At 63.8% G+C, this 19,941-nt stretch carries 19 protein-coding genes; 18 read left to right on the forward strand and 1 reads right to left on the reverse strand.

Annotated elements, in window-relative coordinates; genetic code table 11:
- Positions 1-37: 37 nt before the first annotated feature.
- The 18 genes from ABLV49_RS09175 to ABLV49_RS09260 all read left to right on the forward strand — a co-directional run bounded on the left by ABLV49_RS09175 (position 38) and on the right by ABLV49_RS09260 (position 16,761).
- Positions 38-403 (forward strand): head decoration protein, encoded by a 366-nt coding sequence (locus ABLV49_RS09175; protein WP_349281281.1) that lies wholly within the window; start codon positions 38-40, stop codon positions 401-403.
- Positions 404-443: 40 nt separating this feature from the next.
- On the forward strand, positions 444-1,484 hold the full coding sequence (locus ABLV49_RS09180) for a major capsid protein (RefSeq protein ID WP_349281282.1): 1,041 nt from the start codon (positions 444-446) through the stop codon (positions 1,482-1,484).
- Between the two features lie 5 nt (positions 1,485-1,489).
- Complete coding sequence (locus ABLV49_RS09185; protein ID WP_349281283.1) at positions 1,490-1,801, forward strand: head-tail joining protein; 312 nt, start codon at positions 1,490-1,492, stop codon at positions 1,799-1,801.
- Entirely contained in the window at positions 1,802-2,215 is a 414-nt protein-coding gene (locus ABLV49_RS09190) for a hypothetical protein (RefSeq protein ID WP_349281284.1), read from the forward strand. It begins immediately after the preceding gene.
- A gap of 31 nt (positions 2,216-2,246) precedes the next feature.
- Positions 2,247-3,032 (forward strand): hypothetical protein, encoded by a 786-nt coding sequence (locus tag ABLV49_RS09195; RefSeq protein WP_349281285.1) that lies wholly within the window; start codon positions 2,247-2,249, stop codon positions 3,030-3,032.
- 136 nt (positions 3,033-3,168) lie between these two features.
- Positions 3,169-5,892, forward strand: a complete 2,724-nt coding sequence (locus ABLV49_RS09200; RefSeq protein WP_349281286.1) for a phage tail tape measure protein — start codon at positions 3,169-3,171, stop codon at positions 5,890-5,892.
- A 16-nt stretch (positions 5,893-5,908) separates the two neighbouring features.
- Positions 5,909-6,298, forward strand: a complete 390-nt coding sequence (locus ABLV49_RS09205; protein WP_349281287.1) for a hypothetical protein — start codon at positions 5,909-5,911, stop codon at positions 6,296-6,298.
- 36 nt (positions 6,299-6,334) lie between these two features.
- A complete protein-coding gene (locus ABLV49_RS09210; protein WP_349281288.1) occupies positions 6,335-9,844 on the forward strand; it encodes a hypothetical protein in 3,510 nt (1,169 codons plus the stop codon).
- A 12-nt stretch (positions 9,845-9,856) separates the two neighbouring features.
- On the forward strand, positions 9,857-11,020 hold the full coding sequence (locus tag ABLV49_RS09215) for a hypothetical protein (protein WP_349281289.1): 1,164 nt from the start codon (positions 9,857-9,859) through the stop codon (positions 11,018-11,020).
- Positions 11,021-11,023: 3 nt separating this feature from the next.
- Positions 11,024-11,758, forward strand: a complete 735-nt coding sequence (locus ABLV49_RS09220) for a hypothetical protein (RefSeq protein WP_349281290.1) — start codon at positions 11,024-11,026, stop codon at positions 11,756-11,758.
- Positions 11,755-12,159, forward strand: a complete 405-nt coding sequence (locus tag ABLV49_RS09225; protein WP_349281291.1) for a hypothetical protein — start codon at positions 11,755-11,757, stop codon at positions 12,157-12,159. Before ABLV49_RS09220 ends, ABLV49_RS09225 begins: the two co-directional genes overlap by 4 nt.
- On the forward strand, positions 12,152-14,245 hold the full coding sequence (locus tag ABLV49_RS09230) for a hypothetical protein (RefSeq protein ID WP_349281292.1): 2,094 nt from the start codon (positions 12,152-12,154) through the stop codon (positions 14,243-14,245). The genes ABLV49_RS09225 and ABLV49_RS09230 overlap by 8 nt, the downstream gene beginning before the upstream one ends.
- Positions 14,246-14,255: 10 nt before the next feature.
- Entirely contained in the window at positions 14,256-14,477 is a 222-nt protein-coding gene (locus ABLV49_RS09235) for a hypothetical protein (protein ID WP_349281293.1), read from the forward strand.
- Between the two features lie 29 nt (positions 14,478-14,506).
- Positions 14,507-14,863 (forward strand): hypothetical protein, encoded by a 357-nt coding sequence (locus tag ABLV49_RS09240; RefSeq protein ID WP_349281294.1) that lies wholly within the window; start codon positions 14,507-14,509, stop codon positions 14,861-14,863.
- Positions 14,860-15,177: a hypothetical protein gene (locus ABLV49_RS09245; protein WP_349281295.1), complete on the forward strand. Its 318-nt coding sequence runs from the start codon at positions 14,860-14,862 to the stop codon at positions 15,175-15,177. The genes ABLV49_RS09240 and ABLV49_RS09245 overlap by 4 nt, the downstream gene beginning before the upstream one ends.
- Before the next feature lie 3 nt (positions 15,178-15,180).
- Positions 15,181-15,654 (forward strand): glycoside hydrolase family 108 protein, encoded by a 474-nt coding sequence (locus ABLV49_RS09250; RefSeq protein ID WP_349281296.1) that lies wholly within the window; start codon positions 15,181-15,183, stop codon positions 15,652-15,654.
- The gene (locus ABLV49_RS09255) at positions 15,654-15,830 is read left to right on the forward strand and encodes a hypothetical protein (protein WP_349281297.1); all 177 of its coding nucleotides are present in this window, start codon (positions 15,654-15,656) and stop codon (positions 15,828-15,830) included. The genes ABLV49_RS09250 and ABLV49_RS09255 overlap by 1 nt, the downstream gene beginning before the upstream one ends.
- Positions 15,831-15,975: 145 nt before the next feature.
- A complete protein-coding gene (locus ABLV49_RS09260; RefSeq protein ID WP_349281298.1) occupies positions 15,976-16,761 on the forward strand; it encodes a DNA adenine methylase in 786 nt (261 codons plus the stop codon).
- 1,374 nt (positions 16,762-18,135) lie between these two features.
- Here ABLV49_RS09260 and ABLV49_RS09265 read toward each other — a convergent pair.
- On the reverse strand, positions 18,136-19,821 hold the full coding sequence (locus ABLV49_RS09265; protein WP_349281299.1) for a PhoH family protein: 1,686 nt from the start codon (positions 19,819-19,821) through the stop codon (positions 18,136-18,138).
- Positions 19,822-19,941 lie beyond the last annotated feature (120 nt).

The following is a 19,941-nucleotide window of genomic DNA, read 5'->3' on the forward strand; positions in this document are numbered from 1 at the left end:
CCCCTAACGCACTCTTCAACGCAACAGGATCACTACCATGACCACCCTCACCGAAGGCCGCCACACCGGCGAGCACCTCATCAGCGAAGCCAACGGCACGCGCTCGCGCGATGTCGTCACGCTCGTCAGCGGCCAGAACCTGGCGCCCGGCGCCGTGCTGGGCAAGATTACCGCCAGCGGCAAATACACCCAGCTCGCGCCCGGCGCTGCCGATGGCAGCGAAGCGGCTGCTGCCGTGCTGTTTGCCGAAGTCAACGCCAGCGTCGCCGACAAGGCCGCTGTCGTCAGCGCCCGCGACACCGAAGTCGCCGGCGCTTGCCTGACCTGGCCCGCCGGTATTACCGGCGGCGAAAAAACCGCAGCTACTGCCCAGCTCAAGCTGCTGGGCATCGTCATCCGCTGATCGTCAGCGCACCTCAACACCACCACACAAGGACAAGAACATGGCTCACATGGATGTTTTCAATCAGCGCCCATTTCACATGGTCGAGTTGTCGGCCGCAATTCAGCGCGCGCCCTACACGCCGCGCTTCCTCGGTAATCTCAATCTGTTTACCCCCAAGCGCGTTCGCACACCAACGGTTTCTATCGAGGGCAAGGGCGGTGTCCTCTCGCTGATCCAGACCAGCGAGCGCGGCGCGCCGCTGGAAGAGGCAGACCGTGAAGGTCGCGACATCCGCGACTTTCGAACAGTCCGCATTGCACGCGGAAAAACGATTTACGCGACTGAGTTAGAAGGCATTCGTGCCTTCGGCACCGAAAGCGAGCTGCAAAGCGTGCAAAACGAGGTTGCTGAAGTCATGGATGGCTCCATTGGTCTGCGCGCTGCCGTGGAACTTACCCATGAAAACATGCGTCTGGGTGCGGTTCAGGGCATTGTGGCTGACGCCAATGGTGCAGTCATCAAGAACTGGTTTACGGAATTCGGCATTGCCCAGCCTGATGAACTGGACTTTGACCTGGACAACGCCAGTCCAGTAGCGGGCGCTGTCCGCACGCAATGCAACGCTGTGACCCGTGCCATGAAGCGCGCCGCCGCTGGCGCCTGGATCGATGGCAGCACCTACCCCGTAGGCCTTTGCGGTGATGCGTTCTGGGACAACCTCACCGCCCACCCGGAAGTCCGCTCTACCTACCTCAACCAGGAAGGTGCCAGTGAACTGCGCAACAACGTGGGCCGTGCCTTCAGTTCGTTCATGTACGGCGACATCTTGTTTATCAACTACCGTGGTACCGACGACAACAGCACGGTGGCCGTCAACACCAACAGCTGCAAGTTTTTCCCGGCCGGTGCACCGGGCGCCTTTGTCTCGGCGTTTGCGCCCGCCGAGTTCCTGCCTTTTGTCGGCCAGCCCGGCCAGGATGTGTACGCCATGGTGGTAACCGACAAAGACCGCCAGGCCTGGGCGCGGCCCGAGATCTACAGCTACCCGCTGTTCATCTGCACGCGCCCCGGCATGCTCCAGCGCGCCAAGCGGACCTGATCGCCATGCCCGCACTTGCCCCCTTTGCCGACATCGACGCCCTGATCAACCAGGGCTGCGCTGCCACGCTGGCCAACGCCGTGGCCAGCTACCAGGGCGGAGCGCTGTTCGGCGTCATTCTGGACAGCGCGTCCGCTGATCCTTTCAACGGCGTGGTGGATGCGGCCAGCCGCACCTGCGGATTCGACAGCGCCCATGCACCCGGAATCGCCGAGGGTCATGTTCTTGTCATTGGCGGCAGTGCCTACCGGGTGGCCGGCGGCACGGTGCCCGATGAAACCGGCTGGCTGCGGCTGCAAGTGTTCCCGGAGGCCTGAATGCTCGCCCTCGAACCCCTCCTTAAAACCCGCCTGCAGGCGCTTTCCGCCCTGATCGGCTGGGCCGTGCGCTGCGGCACTGAACTGAGCGACCGGCGCATCGTGCCAGCAGCGGACGTGCGCTGCACCGGCGCGCAGGTGCCCGACAACAAGGCCGGCGCCGTCATGGTGGCACCCGAATGGACCGTCACCCTGGTGGTGCGTCGCAGCGACGAGGCAGCCGGGCAGCTCGATGCCGCTTTTGCTGCCGTGCTGACCAGCCTGCACAACTGGGCGCCCGGCCAGCAGGGCGGGCGTGGCTGGGAAGCGGTGCGCCTGGTGCGCATTGTCGAGCCGCAATTCCTCGACGAGGGACTGGCCGGCAGCGAACTCGTCTTCAACACCGCCGCCCGCTACATCAGCGCCAACAACTAAACCAATCCACCGATTTACCAGGAATCCTTCCATGTCACTGCAATACACCGCCAACGAATACGCCATCCCGCGCGGCCGCATCTTCTTCGACCGCTTCGACAGCGCCGGCGCCAGGACGGGCGAGCAGGCCTTTGGCAACTGCCCGGGCTTTACCTTCACCACCGAGACCACCAAGGCCGAGCATTACAGCTCGGAGGGCGGTCTGCGCGAAAAGGACGCAGCGCTGACCATTGAGGTCAACCGCTCGGGCGAGCTGACCTGCGATAACTTCTCGACACGCAACTTCGCGTTGTTTGTCTCGGGCGTGGCCGAGATGCAGACGCAGGCAGCGGCCACCGTCGTCGATGAGGCAATGGCGGTCAAGCAGGGCCTGTTCTACCAGATCGGCGCCACCCAGACCAATCCGGCCGGCGCGCGCAATATCACCGCCGTGACGGTGAAGGACTCGACCGGCACCACCCCGTTCGTGCTCGGGACCGACTTCAATCTGGACCCGGCCCTGGGCCGGCTGCAGATCATCGAAGGCGGCGGTATTGTCGATGACGTCACCGTCAAGCTCGGCTACACCACGGCGGTGGCGAGCTGGGAGCGCGTCAAGTCGGGCAGCGTATCCGAAGTGTCGGGCGCCATGCGCATCATTGCCGACAACGCCAGCGGCGCAAACCGCGACTGGTATTTTCCGAAAGTGACCCTGACCTCATCGGGCGACATTCCGGTCATTGCCGAAGGAACTGACTTTGTGCAGATGAAGTTCGGCGTCGAGATCCTCAAGCCTGCCAACCAGGAAGCCCTGTACGTGGACGGCCGCCCCATCTAACTGAACTCCCGGCGCGCCCGCTGCGCGCCATCCCGCCACTGCGCCGGAAAGCGCCGTGCGGCTTCCCAAGTGCGGCCACGTTGGACGCAGTTGAAGCCGCTGCATTGCCCGACCACCTTACCCGACACACCCACCCATGGCCATGAAGCCCATTGAAATCCTGATCAACGCCAAAGACAATGCGTCTGCGGTGTTCGACAGCCTGCGGGCCAGGGTGATGGCCGTGGGCTTGGCGATCCTGAGCTATTTCGGCGTGCAGGCCTTTGCCGGCGTCATCAAGGGTGCTGCCGACCTGGAAGAGGCCATGAGCCGGGTGCAGTCGGCCACCGGCGCCAGCGCGGCGGAAATGCAGGTCTTACGCAAGGCCGCAGAGGATGCCGGCGCGAACACCAAATACACCAGCGCCGAGGCCGCGCTGGCGCTGGAGAATCTGGCCAAGGCGGGCCTGTCCGCCAACGACGCCATTGCCGCGCTGCCCGCCGTGCTCAACCTGGCGCAGGCCGGCAACATTGAGCTGGGGCAGGCCAGCGAGTTCGTCACCAAGGCCGTGATGGGCCTGGGACTGGCGTTCACCGACGCGGGCCGCGTGGCCGACGTGCTGGCGCTGGGCGCGAACGCCACCAACACCAGCGTCACCGGCCTGGCCGAAGCCCTGTCGTATGCCGCGCCGGTGGCCAACAGCCTGGGCCTGTCGCTGGAAAGCACCGTCGCCATCATCGGCAAGTTCGCCGACGCGGGCATCGATGCCTCGCGCGCCGGCACGGCCCTGAACAGCATCCTGAGCCAGTTCGGCGATCCGGCCAGCAAGTTCCGCCAGGAGCTTGGCGCCGCTGGCATCACGACGAACAACTTTGAGGAGGCGCTGCACCAGCTGGCCAAGGCCGGTCCGACGGGCGCGAAGGCGATCAACGCCGTGGGCACCGAAGCCGGCCCGGCCCTGCGCGCGCTGCTCAACCAGGGCATGGGCGCGCTCGACGGCCTGACCTCCAGGCTCAAGAGTGCAGAGGGCTCGGCTGCTGCGACCGCCAAGGTCATGCAGGACAACCTCAATGGCTCGATCAATGGCCTGTCCAGCGCCTGGGATACCGTCAAGAACGCCCTGGGCACGCCCGTGCTGCCGGTGCTCAAGGACGGGGTTGACCAGCTGGCCGGCGCGCTCAAAAGCGCTGTGGCCGATGGCACCATCGGCCGCTTCGGTGAGGCCATTGCCACGGCTTTCCAGAACGGCATCAAGTGGGTGCGCGAGTTTGCGTCGCAGGTCAATTTCACGCAGGTCGCCAGCGACATGCGCGCCTTTGCCGACAGGACCGGCGAGGTCTTCACCCAGATCGGCGCCTACGCCACGACGGCGGGCGACACGGTCAAGCTGGCGTATGGCGTGATGTCGGCCGGCACCAGCACTGTGCTGGGCAGCATCTATGCGCTGGGCAGCGGGTTTGCCACGGTGGCCGCCAACATTCAGGCCGGCCTGGCTGCGCTGTATGAGGCGTCGAGCAAGGTCACCTTCGGCGCGGTGTCGCAGCAGTACAAGGCCATCGCAGCCGAAATCAGGGCCTCGTCCGATGCGACGGCCGCATCGGCGCAGGCGCTCGGCGAGCAATCCCGCCTTGCGTTTTTGAGCGTGGTCGATGGCGCGGTGCTGGCCCGCGATGGCTTTATGGGCTTGGCCGGCGCAGCGAGCAGCATCAAGCCGGCCGTCGGTGCGGCGGCAGGGGCGATTGACGACCTGGGCGCCAAGCTCGAAGCGACCCGCCAGAAAAGCCAGGCGGCGCAAAAGGCCACCGACGACAAGCGCGTTGCTGACGTCGCCGCCACGGTCGCCGTGCGCCAGCTCAAGGACGAATATGCCGCGCTGGTCGCCAGCGGCAACCTGCAAGCCGCCGCCGAGAAGATCAAGGACATCAACAAGGCCTTGCAGGACACCCCGGCTGCGGCCAAGGACGCGGTCAAGGCCGCGCAGGACGCCGCCAAGGCCACGGCAGAAGCTTTTGAAGCGCTGGGCATTTCCAGCCAGGCCAGCCTGAAGCAAGTCGCCAGCTCGGCGAGCATCTATTACGAGCGCATCAAGGCCGACGGCACTTCGACGGCCGTTGACGTTGCGAACGCCTTCAAGGCCTATGCCGAAAAAGCCATTGCCGCCAACAATGGCGTGGCCACCGAGGCGATCAAGACCGAGGCAAGCATGCGCGGCCTGGAGATTCAGACCGACAGCGCCGGAAAATCCATCGTCAAGGCGATGGGCGACGGCCAGGACGCCACTGCCAGGCTGGGCGATCAGGTCAAGCTGACCACCGAGCAGCTCAAGGCGCAGCAAGACGCGATGGACCTGGTCGCCACGAAATACAAGCTGTCGGCCGACTACACCGAGTCGCAGATTGCGGCGCTCGACCGCCTGACGGCCGCATCCGAGCGCGCCACTGCCGCCGAAAATAAGCGCCTGAACCGCGACAGCCAGGGTTTCTCGATTGATCCCACGACCGGGCAGCGCGTGACTGCAGCCGTCGAAACCCAAGCCACCGTGTACAGCAATGCCAAGGGGCAGGGCTTGACCGATGCACAGGCGCTGCAAATTGCCAAGCAGTTCATGACCGACAGCGGCGAGCAGATCGGCTGGAACAGCGGCGGGCGCAATGGCGCGATGCAGGGGCAGACGTGGAGTTCGGAGTTGCAAAAGGCCATCGACAAGCTGGTGCTGGCCAATGCACAGGCCAGTGCCGCATCGGGCAGCACCAGCGAAACGAAGACCTACCACATTGTCTTGGAGATTAATGGCCAGCGAACAGATGTCGAAGTGGCCAGCGACGCCGATGCCAAGAAGCTGCTCGCCGCCCTGCAAAGCGCCCAGCTCACGGCCAGCTAGACCACGAAAGTAAACCATGAGCACCACACACCACACCCTGGGCGCCACCGTCATTCCGCGCGGAATGATCTGGGTCGATGAGTTCGACTGGCATGCCGTCGAAAAGTCGCTCGAATACAGCACCACCGGCGCCTTGCTGATCGACATGGGCGAGCGCCTGGCGGGCCGCACCATCACCTTGCAGGGGCAGGAGGAGGCCGGCTGGATCACCCGCGCCACGCTGCTGGCCCTGCGCGCCCAGGCCGCCATTCCCGGCCAGTCCTTTGCCCTGACGCTCGCAGACGGGCAGACCTTCACCGTGCAGTTTTCAGGCAGCAATCCGATTGAGGCCGCGCCTGTGGCCCGGCCAGAACTGCCCACCGGCTCGCACCCCTATGTCGCCACCGTGCGGCTGATAGAAGTCTGACGCGTGTCCTTTTTTCGATTTTTGGAGATTTAACCCATGAGTATTCTTGCCGGCAACGTCACACTGGTCGCATCCAAAGTCATGCAGGACGTGCCCGAGGGCGGGGGCGGCCCCACGGCCGTCCTGATCGCCGATGACGCGAGCAACAACATCTTCCTGGACCTCACCGAGCTGGGCCGTGCCATCGGGGAGGTGAGCATCCGCCAGGTGTATGTGCATGTCCAGACCAACGACCGCGAGCCCTACATGGGCGCGAACTTCATCATTGCCCAGCCGCCCGACGACCCGAACGTGAGCATCACGGCCTTTGCGGCCGACGCGTTTTTTGAAGAGCGCGATGCGTCCCAGGCCCGGCTCGAATCCTACCTGGCGCCCGGCGAGCGCTATGACGGCATCCTGTTCGGCAACCACCTGAAGGACCAGATGACGCTGACCGTGTTTCAGCAGGCGGAAGCGCGGGTGCCGCCCATCGGCGCCACGCTGGTGCTCAAGAAGCTGGTCGATACGCCCGAGGAAGTCACCCAGTTCGTTCGCATCACCGGCATCACCAGCGAAGTGCGCAAGTTCTACGATGAGCAGGGCGAATACGCCCGGCGCATCATCTCCTACACGCTGGGCGACCGCCTGCGCACCAGCTTTCCGGGCTTTGACCCCACGCGCTACAGCACGCCCTTTGACGCGCTGGCCGGCAAGACGAGCCTGTACCGCTCCGCCGTCGCCGACGCGGCCAGGTACTACGGCGTGGTGCCGCTGATCGAGGACGCGGGCATCGGCGACTTCGTCATCCAGGCCCAGGGCATCTACACCCAGCTGGTGCCCTCCACCCAGGTCGAAACGCCCATTGCCGACGCCCGCACGAACCAGACGACGGCCGGCTACGCCGCCTCGGGCGCGGCCATCGCGCAGAACCTGTTCGCCGTGTTCAGCGCGGCCCAGCGCCTGTTCCTGGGCGGCTCGATCCTGCCGGGCAGCGTGTCGATTGCCGCTTCAGGCATTGTCCTGACCGACGCGGGCGGGGTGCTCTACAACGGCGAGGCCCAGGTCGGCCAGATCAGCTACGCCGACGGCGTGGCCACGCTGTCCACCGATGTGTTCGGCGCGGGCGCCAACGCCTTCGTGGCGACCTACACGCCGGCCGGCCGGCCCAACTTCGTGTCCCAGAGCATCAGCATTCCCGTGACCAGCGAGAGCCGGCGCCTGAACTATGTGCTCACGCTCGACCCGCCCCCGGCGCGCGGCAGCTGCAGTGCCAGCTACCTGGTGGCCGGGCAGTGGTACGAACTCAAGGACGACGGCTCGGGCGCCATGCGCCCGCTCGACGGCGGCGCGGGCGTGGGCAACATCAATTTCTTCTCGGGCACGGTCACGCTCACGCTGGGCGCGCTGCCCGACGCGCCCAGCGCGGTCATCATCCAGTACGACGACGATGTGGCCGTGGGCAAGTATCCGGCGGCCGACCTGCTGGAGGGCGGGCTGCTGCACCATGCCATCGCGCTGGCCCATTCGCCCATTCCCGGCAGCGTCTCCATTGCCTGGACGGCGGCGGACCTGTCCACCCAGACCGCCACCGTGGACGCCGCCGGAACCGTCTCCGGCGCGGCCACCGGGCACCTGGCGTGGGCCGATCTTGCGCTCAGCCCGCTGATCCTGCCGCCGGCGGGCACCACTTTCAGGCTCAACTACGACCGCTACGAGAGCATCGCCACGCCTTTTTCCGCCGCCTTGGTGGAAGACGGCAGCTTCGTCAAGTTCACGGCCGGCGCGGGCGCGGCCGGCGCGCTGACCTTCACCGTGGGCGTGGTCCTGCCGTTTCGCTCGGTCGATGGCGCTGTCGAGTGGCGCAACACCAGCATCACCTTCCATGACAACGGCAACGGCACGCTCTCACCCCGTGCAGGGTCTGCCGCCTGGGTGCGCAACTACACCCTGAGCGTGGCGAGCGTCAACTACGCCACGTCCGAAGTGGCGCTGCTCAAGGTGCTCGGGCTGCAATGCGAAGTCATGACCTACGAGACCCGCGAGCCGTTCCCGGGTGTGTCGGCGCTGGTGTACCTGGGCGCGATCGCCACCGACGTGGACGCGCCCGTGCGCCAGGACATTCCCGCGACGGGCAGCAAGGTGGTGGGCACCACGGTGCCGGTGGTCAATGAACTGGTCACCCCGACGGCGCTTTACCTGCAAGCCAAGATGAACAACGGCGCCGCCCTGAGCGGCGTGCGCTTCACCCACGGCCCGGACGCCTACACGTTCACCCCGCAGACGGACGCGCTGCTGCGCAACGTCAGCGCGCTCACCGGCGTGGGCGTGCAGGCCGGGCAGATCAGCGAGACCACGGGCCTGATCACCTTGACCAGCTGGACGCGCGGCATCGGCCCGGCCATCGGCGACTGGCGCGCGGTCTCGGCCCCGCCCACGGCCGGCCTGAATTCGCCGTTTTTGACCAAGTCGGTGACGTTTCGCACGGCGGCGGCCCCGCTGCGCCCGAGCAGCATGACGATCCTGGGCGCCCTGGAGAATGGCACCAATTTCAATGTGTCCTCGAACGCGGACGGGCTCATCACCGGGCTGTACGTCGCCTCCGGCACGGTGGACTACGAGTCGGGCCTGGTGCACATCGAGTTCACCGTTCCCGTGCGGCCCGACACGCTCAAGTACAACGCGGTGTCATACACCTACTTGCCGCTGGACGCGGGCATCATCGGCCTGGACCCGGTGCGCCTGCCCACCGACGGGCGCGTGCCGATCATCCGTGCCGGCACTGTGGTGGTGGTCGGCAACACCAAAACGACCATCCCTGCCATCGTGGCCGCCGGCCAGACCATCAACTGCGCGCGCACCCGCCTGAGCCGCGCGCGCGTCATCGGCGCGGGCGGGGCGGTCATCCACACCGGCTACAGCGCCGACCTCGAAGCCGGCACGGTCACCTTTACGGACGTGACGGGATATGTCCAGCCCGTTCACGTCGAGCACCGCATCGAGGACATGGCCATGGTGGCCGACGCGCAGATCAACGGCACGCTGCGCCTGACCAAGCCGCTGAGCCACGCCTTCCCGGCCCATGAGAGCTACGTCTCCAGCGCCTTGCTGATGGGCAACGTGTTCGCGCGCGTCTCCAACGTGTTTGACCAGGACAGCTGGGACGGCATCAGCTGGACCCCGGACGCGGTGGGCAACGTAGCGCCGGCGACCTACAACGATACGCTGGCGCCCATCGTCGTGACCAACCTGGGCGCGCTGACCGAGCGCTGGGCGCTGTGGTTCGACTCGGGCACCACCTTCCGGATTTTTGGCGAGCACGTCGGGCTGGTGGGCACCGGCACCATCAACGCCGACTGCGCGCCCATGAACCAGCAGGTGGGCGCGCCGTACTTCACGATTTTGGAGGCCGGCTGGGGCGCGGGCTGGGGTCCGGGCAACGTGCAGCGAATCGACACCGTCGCGGCCATGTTTCCGGTCCTGCTGGTGCGCACCACCCAGCAGGGCGCCGAGGCCGGGGGCGATTACAGCTTTTCGATGATGACCCGTGGCGATGTGGACCGCCCGTAAAGAAAGAAAAACATGACATCAGTAGTAGACACATCCGTTAAATGGTTCACCAGCAAGATGCTGGGCGCGCCCGTCCTGCGCGGACAGGTGGGGAGCCTGATCGCCCTCCTGGACGCCTGCCTGGTCAACGGCTGGGGCATCCAGACCGCCACGTCCTGCGTCGTTGCCAGCGGCGTCTGCACCATGACGTTTCCTCTGGACCATGCTGCCCCGGTGGATGCCGTGGTGCTCGTCGCGGGCTCCTCGATTGCCGACCTGAACGGCGAGCAAAAAGTCACGGCAGTGGCCCCGAATGTCGTGAAGTTCGCCACGGCGGCATCGAACGGCACGTCCACTGGAACCATCACGGCCAAGATGGCGCCTGCAGGATTCAACAAGCCATTCTCAGGGACAAATCTCGCCGTGTACAAGTCGGCTGACGTAGCCGCGAATGGGCACTTCTGCCGCGTGAACGACACCAATGCCCTGTACGCACGGGTCAACGGCTACGAGAACATGACCGCCATCAGCACGGGCACGGGCCTGTTCCCCACGGCCATTCAGCTGAGCGGGGGCATGTACTGGCATAAGTCTGCCGCTGCAAGCACCACGCCGGTTGACTGGACCATCGTTGGCGACGGGCGATTTTTTGCCATTTTCACCAGCACGTACATGGGGGCGGACCCGAGCTACACCGACTATGTTGCCCCCAATCTTTCGGGTTTTGGTGACCCCCTGAAACGCAGCAGGGCTGCTGACCCTTTCAACACCCTGATTATTGGGAACTGGGACACCAACGCCTATAACTACGCCGCTGGGGTAGGGCTTTCCGCTGGCAATAACGTCTCCCGGTACATGGCTCGTGCCATCAGCGGCACGGGAACCGCAGTACCAGCGAACATTCACGCTATGGGCAGCATCGTGGCGCAAGACCCTCTGTTTGACCGCATCACGGGTCAGATCATGTTCTCCCCCTGTGTAGTGAAGACCGACAGCGACGCTTCTTGGAGGGCGGAGCTTCCCGGCATCTGCTTAGGCGAGTCCACCTACATGGAGCAGGTGTTTGCCAGCAAGACCGTGTTCAAAGCTGGAAGCCCTGAGCGGTCCTATCTTGTGGAGTACGCAGCAGACGTGACCGCCAGCTTGGTAAATCACCGCCTTATTGCCCTCGACGTGACCGGCCCTTGGCCGCGCTAAGCCATGGCAGCACATAAATACTGGCGGGCGCTGTGCATGGTGAGCCCTACGGCATCCCCGGCCCCCTTGGAACTAGGCGAGTTCCAACTCTACAACGGGGCGACTCGGCTCGATGCCGCCGCAACGCTGACCTCGAACGTCGCGCCGACCAGCGGCACCATTGCTTCCCTCAAGGATGCCGTGACCACTGCCGGAGCGTATTGGGCCGACCTGACGGTATCCGGCTATGTGATCTTGACATGGGCTTTCCCTACGGCTGTCGAGGTGGACGGTGTGCTGCTAGGGGCGCGCACCACGATTGCCCGCTTTCCAACCTTCGGCTTGATCCAAGGTGGAGATGCGGCTACCGGAGTCAACTGGCCTACCGTAAGGGGATTTGGTGGGCTCAAATTCGTGTCAGCGGCCATGACACCGATCATCCCCTTGTCCAACCCAGCCCTCACACCGCGCCCCATCGTCACTCAAGCCGACTACAGCACCGAGGGCGGACGCGGCCTCATCACCGACACGGTCAAGACCAAGGCCACGCCCGCCAACATCCCGACGCACTGCAAGGTGCGCCTGCTGCGCGACATCGACGACAAGGTGATCCGGGAGGAGTGGACTGACCCGGTGACGGGCGTGTACACCTTTGACTACTTTGACGAGCACTTCACTTACTCCGTGAAGGCCACCCACCCCACGGGCGCGAAACGCGCCGTGATCGCCGACCGGCTTACCCCAGGACTGATGCCATGACTTTTGATATTCCCGACGACCACCGCGTCGTGCGCAGCACCGCCACGCTGGCGCGGGCCACCACCGGCTCGGGCTCCTCCAAGATCCAGATCTTCGGCACGCCCACGATGGGCGACACCGAAGGCCAGCCGCCGCTGGCCGAACTGATCCTGTCCACGGGCGTGGGCTCGGTCAGCGCCGGCGGGATCATCACGCTGGTGCAGGCCACGCTCACGGGCGACCTGATCGCCCATGACGGCACGGCCGTGTGGGGCCGCTGGCTGGCCCGCGACGGCTCGCTCATGGGCGACGGCGACCTGAGCGACGAGAGCGGCACGGGCTTCTTCAAGCTGGCCGGCACCTCGGGCACGCAGATTTACGCCGGCGGCCTGGCCATCCTGGGCACCACCTACCTTGGCTGAACTGCTCTTCAGCGCGCCGGCGGCAAGCAGCGGCGCGCTGGTATTCGGCGACGAGGACGCGGTCGGCATCCCTGGTGCCACGCTCAAGGTCTTCGGCCTGGTCGGGGAGATCGGCGGGCAGGTCGCTGTCGGCGGGGGCAAGCGCAGCGTGGCGCTGGCCGCTTTCGGCTTCGTGGCCGAGCTGGGCGGCACGGTCGGCGTCACCGCGACCCATGCGCCGCGAGGGCTGGCCATCCATGGCCTGGTCGGCGAGCTGGGCGGCAGTGTCGCCCTGGTTTGCAAGCACCCGCCCGCCGTGCTGGGGATCGCTGGCTACATCGGCGAGCTGGCCGGGCTGGTGAGCCTGAGCGTATGGGTAGCGTCCAAGGTGCTGCGCCTGGCCGGCCTGGTGGGCGAGCTGGGCGGCTCAAGCGCCATCGTTTACAGCAGCAACACCAGCCGGCCCGACATGAGCAGCATCGCCTCGCGCTGGCAGGACGCCGTCGCCATCCGCACCGGGGTGATTGAGACGTACCGGCAGGCCCTGCGCGCGCATGCGCCGCTCAAGGCGCGGTGGCAGGACGCCGCGCCGCTTGTGGCGCAGCGGGTGAGCCGCTGGCAGGACTCCGAGCGCCTGCAGCGCCCGTTGACCAGGAGCCGCTACCAGGAGGCCGGCCGCCTCAGAAGCGCTGCGTCGTCGTCGTTTCAGGATTCGATCCGCACCCGGCAAGGCGCGGCCAGCCGGTACAGCGAAGGATTGCAGCTGCAAAGCGGCCAGCGCTCGGCGTGGCAGGACATGCACCGGGACCGGCGCGCGGCCTACGTCTCGCGGTTTCAGGACGGCCAGCGCCTGGCCCATGGCTGGAGAGCGCCGGCCCAGTACGCCGCCCAGCTGCCCGTGGGATTCGGATCGCGGTACCAGGCGGCCATGCGCCCGCCGCCAGGCCTCTGGGTGCGCCCGGCTGCACCGGTGCCGTCCGATCCCTGCTACACGCCAAGCGGTGCCTTGCTGTTCGAGGAGCCGTGGGCCAGCGCCATGGAACTGGTTTTTATCTGCGAGCGCCACGGCGCTCCCGCACCCATTGCCGGCGTCGTCGTGCCCATCCTGAGGACTTATGTGACCATCAACTCCATCACCCTGCGCCGCGTGGACGGCAACCTGCCTATCCCGACCTTTGCCTTTTCCATGTCGCTCGATGTCGATTCATGGACCTGGTCCTGGAGCGCGTCCATTCCATTGCAGGCCTTGGCGCTGGTGCAGCCCGGCAGCGATGGCGCGCCGGTTGAGGTCGAGGCGCTGGTCAACGGCGTGCCGTACCGCTTGCTGGCCGAGGGCGTCGCCAGCCAGCGCCAGTTCGGCCAGGCGCGCATTGCGGTCAAGGGGCGCGGCCTGGCGGCCATCCTGGACGCGCCGTATGCGGCCGTCAACAACCACGGCAATGCAGCGGCCCGCAGCGCCCGGCAGCTCATGACGGACGTCTTGACCGTCAACGGCGTTGGCTTTGGCTGGTCGGTGGACTGGGGCCTCACCGATTGGCTGGTGCCCGGCGGCACCTGGGCGAACCAGGGCGCCTACATCGGCGCCATCCTGGACATCGCCCAGGCCGCCGGCGGCTACGTGCAGCCGCACGACACGGACCAGACGCTGCGCGTGCTGCCGCGCTACCCGGCAGCGCCATGGGACTGGGCCAGCGTCGCGCCGGACTTCGAGCTGCCGTCAAGCGTCGTCAGCGTCGAGGGCATCGACTGGCAGCGCAAGGCCGACTACAACCGGGTGTACGTGAGCGGCACCAAGGATGGCGTGCTGGGCCAGGTCACGCGCGCCGGCACGGCGGGCAACAGCGTCGCGCCCATGCTTACCCACGCCTTGATCACGCATGCGATTGCCGCCCGCCAGCGCGGCCTGGCCATCCTGTCGGATACCGGCAGCCAGGCGCGCGTCACCTTGACGCTGCCCGTGCTGGCTGAGACTGGCCTCATCAAGCCCGGCCAGTTCGTGCGCTACCTCGATGGCAGCCAGACGCGGCTGGGCCTGGTGCGCAGCACGTCGCTGGCCTGGAGCCGCCCGAAGCTGCGCCAGACCATCGCCGTCGAGACCCACGTCTGAGGAGCCACCCATGAGCAATATTTTTAAAGCTTTTATCGACCTGTTCCCGGCGCGGCCGCTGCAGGTGGGCACCGTGCTGTCCGTCGCGGACGGCATCGCCCGCGTCGAGCTGCCGGGCGGCGGAATCCTTCAGGTGCGTGGCCAGGCGACAAGCGGGCAGCGTGTGTTTGTCCGGGATGGGCTGATCGAGGGCGCTGCCCCGAATCTTACTGTTGTAATTATCGAGGTCTAAAGATGCCAGAACCTACGTCCACTGCTGCCATGACTTTGGCTGCCGCAACGGTAGCTGTCCCTACGCTCACTGCTCTGGGTGTGCCGCTGGGTTTGCGCCCCGATCTGTTGATTGCTGGTTTTGCCGGGTCCATTGTCGCGATTACCTTGCTCAACACCGTGCCGCCCAGTGGCGATACCTGGCGTGAGCTGATCCGCACCAGCCTGCGCCGCGTGGCGGTGGCTTGCGCGTCGAGCCTGACCGCTGGTTACGTCACGCCCATGATTGCCGCGCTGCTGACTTCGGACCCGGCTCTTCTTGGGTCGGGATTTGTCGTAGGCGCTGGTGCGCAGCAGGCGCTGGCCAAGCTCATCGAGCGCTTTGGGGCGGCAGGAGTTGCAGCATGACCGGGCTGCAAATCATGCATCTGGCTGCCGGCATCGTCGTGCTGCTCGAAGCCCTCAACAAGCTAGAGCGTACGGCGCCGTGCCGCGCAGGCCTTGCCCCACGTCGTCGGGCTACCGAGTGGCTCAAGGCGTTGGCCTGGACACTGCTGGCCCTGGGAGCGGGTGGTGCGGTGGCCTCGCCGGTGCTGTTGGCCCTTGGCGTGCAGGGCGGTGACATCCCGCTGATGCGCCTGGAGCGGCCCACGCTGGCCGAAACCAGCGTGATGCTGGGATTTTCGGTTTTGATAGTTCGCACACGCATAAAAGAGGGGTAATCCATGGATTTCGATACTGCATTTGTCCGGTTGCTGGGCCATGAAGGCGGCTACGTCAATGATCCGCGTGACCCAGGCGGCGAGACAAACTGGGGTATCAGCAAGCGCAGCTACCCCGCTGTGAACATCAAGGCGCTAACCAAAGAGGCTGCACAGGTAATCTACTTGCGCGACTTCTGGAAGCCGCTGGGCAATGCGCACGCTGCCGTGAAATATCAGGTGTTTGATTTTGCCGTGAATGGCGGCCTGCCAACTGGACTGCGCAAGCTGCAGGCGGCCGTCGGCGTTGCCGATGACGGGCACTGGGGGCCGGTCAGCGCAAAGGCGCTGGCAGCGCTTGATGTCAATGACGTGCTGCTGCGCTTCAATGCCCAGCGCCTGCGCTACTACGCATCCCTCAGCAATTGGCCGGTCTATGGCAAAGGCTGGACCGTAAGGGTTGCGGGGAATCTTGACTTTGCTGCAATGGACAATTGATGCCAGTGCAGACGTCTGCACTGGTCGATGTGCATCACCTCATCACACGGCTGGCCAGCTTGGCTAAACGTCACCGGGCGGCAGGGCGCATCAGCCACGCCCTGGGCGTTCAAAGCGCGCTGGACCTGATCCGGCGCGAGCGCAAAGCGGGAAGGGGGCCTAAACCGCAGAACTAACCTAAAAAGAACAGGGCGACTGGACCGGGTGCGTCAACACCCGGCCCAGCCGCCAATCCACAGATTGCGCTGTGGGCCAGCCAAGACCCTGCCACCTCCCGGGAGGCACGGGCAGTGTAACAACTTCTTACTGACCCTCACAAACATGGCTTCTCCCATCATTCCCTGGCTCGGCGGCAAGCGCCGCCTGGCCGACATCATCATTCCGCGCTTTCCGCCGCACAGCTGCTACGTCGAGGTGTTCGCCGGCGGCGCGGCGCTGTATTTCCTGCGCCAGCCCGCCGACGTCGAGGTCATCAACGATGTCAACGGCGACGTGATCAACCTGTACCGCGTCGTGAAAAACCACCTGGAGGAGTTCGTGCGCCAGTTCAAGTGGGCGCTGAGCAGCCGCGAGGTGTTCAAGTGGACGCAGGCCACGGCCAGCGAAACGCTGACCGACATCCAGCGCGCCGCCCGGTTTTACTACCTGCAGCACCAAGCGTTCGGCGGCCGGGTGCAGGGGCAAAGCTGGGGGACCGCCACCACGGCGCCGGCGGTCAACCTGCTGCGCATCGAGGAGCAGCTCAGCGCCGCGCACCTGCGCCTGTCGAGTGCCTACATCGAGCGCCTGGACTGGAAGGAGTGCATGAAACGCTACGACCGGCCGCACAGCTTTTTTTACCTGGACCCGCCGTACTGGGAGACCGAAGGCTATGGCGTGCCGTTTGCCTGGGCTGAATACGAAACCATGGCGGTGATGATGCGCGAGCTGAAAGGCAAGGCGATGCTGAGCATCAATGACCACCCGGACATCCGCAAGTGCTTCGAGGGCTTTCACATCGTCGAGGTGCCGATCAAGTACACCGTGGGCGGTGGGCAGGGCGTGGACCGGATCGAGCTGATCATCAGCAGCTGGGATGTGGCGGCCGAGCCGGCAGGGCCTTTTTAAGCAGTACCTGACTCAAGCATGACTTTTTCTGGGTGGAGTGCGCAATTACAACCTACCCAGAACAGGGGATGTCTTGACGCTTATGTTAGGGTTATCCTGTGGATGAAGATAATTTCATGTCAAAATTCATAGGAAAAAAAGAAAGCTTTTATGAAGAATATGGATTTTTTGTACAAGCCAAACGACACAATTCCATTGTGGGGTGCATTCAAGGGGGATGGATTGGTGGTTGACCTGACCGTGGACCGTGTCACAGGCGAGTACTGCTATGTTTTGGACGTTGTCGGAACGCAAAACAGGCTAATTGTCCCTGTACGCGAATTACTGAGGCATTGAATTTCACATTGAGATTGACTGGCGCGAAGGCTATGAAGTCAAGCTGCTGGCTGCACTTGTGGCTTGCACGAAGCCTTTGACGGCTGGGCCAAAGTAGCCCGGGCTGAGCGGGTGCCGCTCCAGTCACAGAAGTAGCAGCGGTACCGCTTCAAAGGTGTGAACAGACTCATCATGCGGTCGCGCATTGTCCGTTTAACTCGGTCTGCCGATTCGCCGCAGTGAGGGCAAACCAATTTGCCAGGAGTGGCAGTAGGTGGAACTTGTAACATTAATGTTCCTGATAGTAACCTTCAGCTTACATCAGGATCTTGACAGTTCAGTGCCAATACCATGCCGAGATAGAGTGCCGTAGGGTTATTGTCCGGCCTGCTCGCAAGATGCAATCTGAACTCAGTGCAGACGTCTGCACAGCTTGTGCTCGACCACTTGGTAAGCCGCCTGAAGAGCTTGGCTAAGCGTCACAAAAGGGGAGGACGCATCAGCCATTCCGAGTGCTGATAGCGAGTCGGCATGAATAAAACGGCAGCAGGTGGACGCTGAAATAGCTTTAGACGCCTGTCTGCAAAGAATCTCGACCCTGCAGAACGGCCTACAAGCGATTATTTTGATGTGCCCAAGGGGTAGGTGACCCTTGAATTTTGTCATTTTTTGAACTTGGAGCCGATATTCCAGTAGGTGGTAGGGCCTGCCACCCATCCTCATGGGGCGCGTAACGCCAGCGTATTTGGGAAAATAGGACATAAAAAAGCCCGCAACCTTCTGAGTTCCGGGCTTTTGGCCTGTGTAATTTCCGGTGTAATCCGGTGCCATTTACCGGCATTCTGTGGCGCCCCTGTCGTTGCCTTCTCCTCTGTACGCCTCTATAAATATGCCCTGCAATGGCATTCACACTGCAGGGGTCGCAAGTTCGAAACTTGCACCGCCCACCAGAATTTGAAGACATAAAAAAAGCCAAGTTATTCAACTTGGCTTTTTTGTTTTCTGGAAGCATTTTTCTGCGGCATTTCAGCCGCAGGGGAAAATTTCCGAAAAATGTTTTTAAAGCACTTCGCTGGCGAAATCTGCCAGGCGTGAACGCTCACCACGCGCCAGCGTGATATGTCCACCATGCGGCCAGCCCTTGAAGCGATCAACCGCAAATGTCATACCCGAAGATCCTTCCGTCAGGTACGGTGTGTCGATTTGCGCCAGATTGCCCATGCAGATGATCTTGGTGCCTGGTCCGGCGCGGGTGATCAGGGTTTTCATCTGTTTGGGTGTCAGATTTTGCGCTTCGTCAATGATCACGTACTTGTTCAGGAAGGTTCGGCCCCGCATGAAGTTCATGCTTTTGACCTTGATCCGTGAACGGATGAGTTCATTCGTCGCGGCGCGGCCCCATTCACCCGAGCCTCCATCGGTTTTTCCCAGAACTTCCAGGTTGTCGTCGAGCGCGCCCATCCAGGGACCCATTTTTTCTTCTTCGGTGCCAGGTAAAAAGCCGATGTCTTCACCGACCGATACCGTAGCGCGAGTCATGATGATTTCGGTATAACGACGATCATCGAGCACCTGCGTCAGTCCGCTGGCCAGGGCCATCAGCGTTTTGCCGGTGCCTGCCGTGCCGGCCAGGGTGACAAAGTCCACCTCGGGGTCCATCAGCAGGTTCATGGCAAAGTTCTGCTCGCGATTGCGCATGGTCACGCCCCAGACCGAGTTTTTGAGATGGGTGTAGTCCTTCAAGGTTTTCAGGACGGCTGTTTTTGCCTGAATCTCGGTGACGCGGGCGTACAGCGGCGGCTCGCCCGGGGCTTCAAAAAACACGAACTGGTTGATCAGCAGGCTTGGCACGATGGGGCCGGTGATGCGGTAGAAGGTATGCAGGCCTTGCTGCCAGCTTTCGATGGTTTTGCTCTGCCGGGTCCAGAAGTCAAGCGGCAGGGCGAGTGAGCCGTCATACAGCAGGTCGCCGTCTTCCAGTACCTTGTCGTTCTGGTAGTCGTCGGTCGCCAGCCCCAGCGCACGCGCCTTGACGCGCATGTTGATGTCCTTGGACACCAGCACCACTTCGCGCGGTGCGTATTCCTTGCGAAGCGCCTCGACCACGCCAAGAATCTGGTTGTCTGCCTTGCCCTGCGGCAGGCTCATCGGCAAGGTGTAATCAAGAACCTTGGTCTGGAAAAACAGGCAGCCACCGGCTTCAGGATGGCCGGTGGTGTTCAGCTTCAGGCCCTTGCCGATATCGGCACCATTGGCGCCGGCCAGTGCATCGAGCGTGCGGCTGGTCTGACGCGCATTGCGGGCCACTTCCGTCATGCCCTTTTTATGGCCGTCAAGCTCCTCCAGCACGATCATCGGCAAGAAAATGTCGTGCTCTTCGAAGCGGAAAAGACACATCGGGTCGTGCATCAGGACATTGGTGTCCAGCACGAACAGCTTGGCTTGGCCGGTAGACTTGATTTTTTTGGGCCTGAAGGCGGGCTGGGGCCGTGAAACGCTCTCTTTTTGAGAGCTAACTACGCTCGTGTCTATTGCGGGAAGAGGCTTTTTCTCTGCATAAATAACGACTTGGACCTCATCACTGGCGGGCAGGCTCTCCAGTGGCTCTACAAAAGGGCGCAGGCTGGCTGATGCCGAGCGCTTTGCCGTTTTTCGTGGTGCTTTTGAAGAGGCGCGTGCCGGGGTATCAAGCACGTCTGGAGAAAGCAGGGCTGCACGTTTGGTCGGGGCGGGAGGCAGGGGCATAGTGCTTAAAACTCTTTAAATGAAGTTTCAGAAATAAAAAAAGCCGCCTCAAGGCCGGGGCGGCTTTTTTTGGATGCAGTCGCGAGGGTCAATTGCATGGACTCATTATGCACAACTCAC

The organism is Polaromonas hydrogenivorans (genome assembly GCF_040105105.1).
Taxonomy (GTDB): Bacteria; Pseudomonadota; Gammaproteobacteria; order Burkholderiales; family Burkholderiaceae_C; genus Polaromonas; species Polaromonas hydrogenivorans.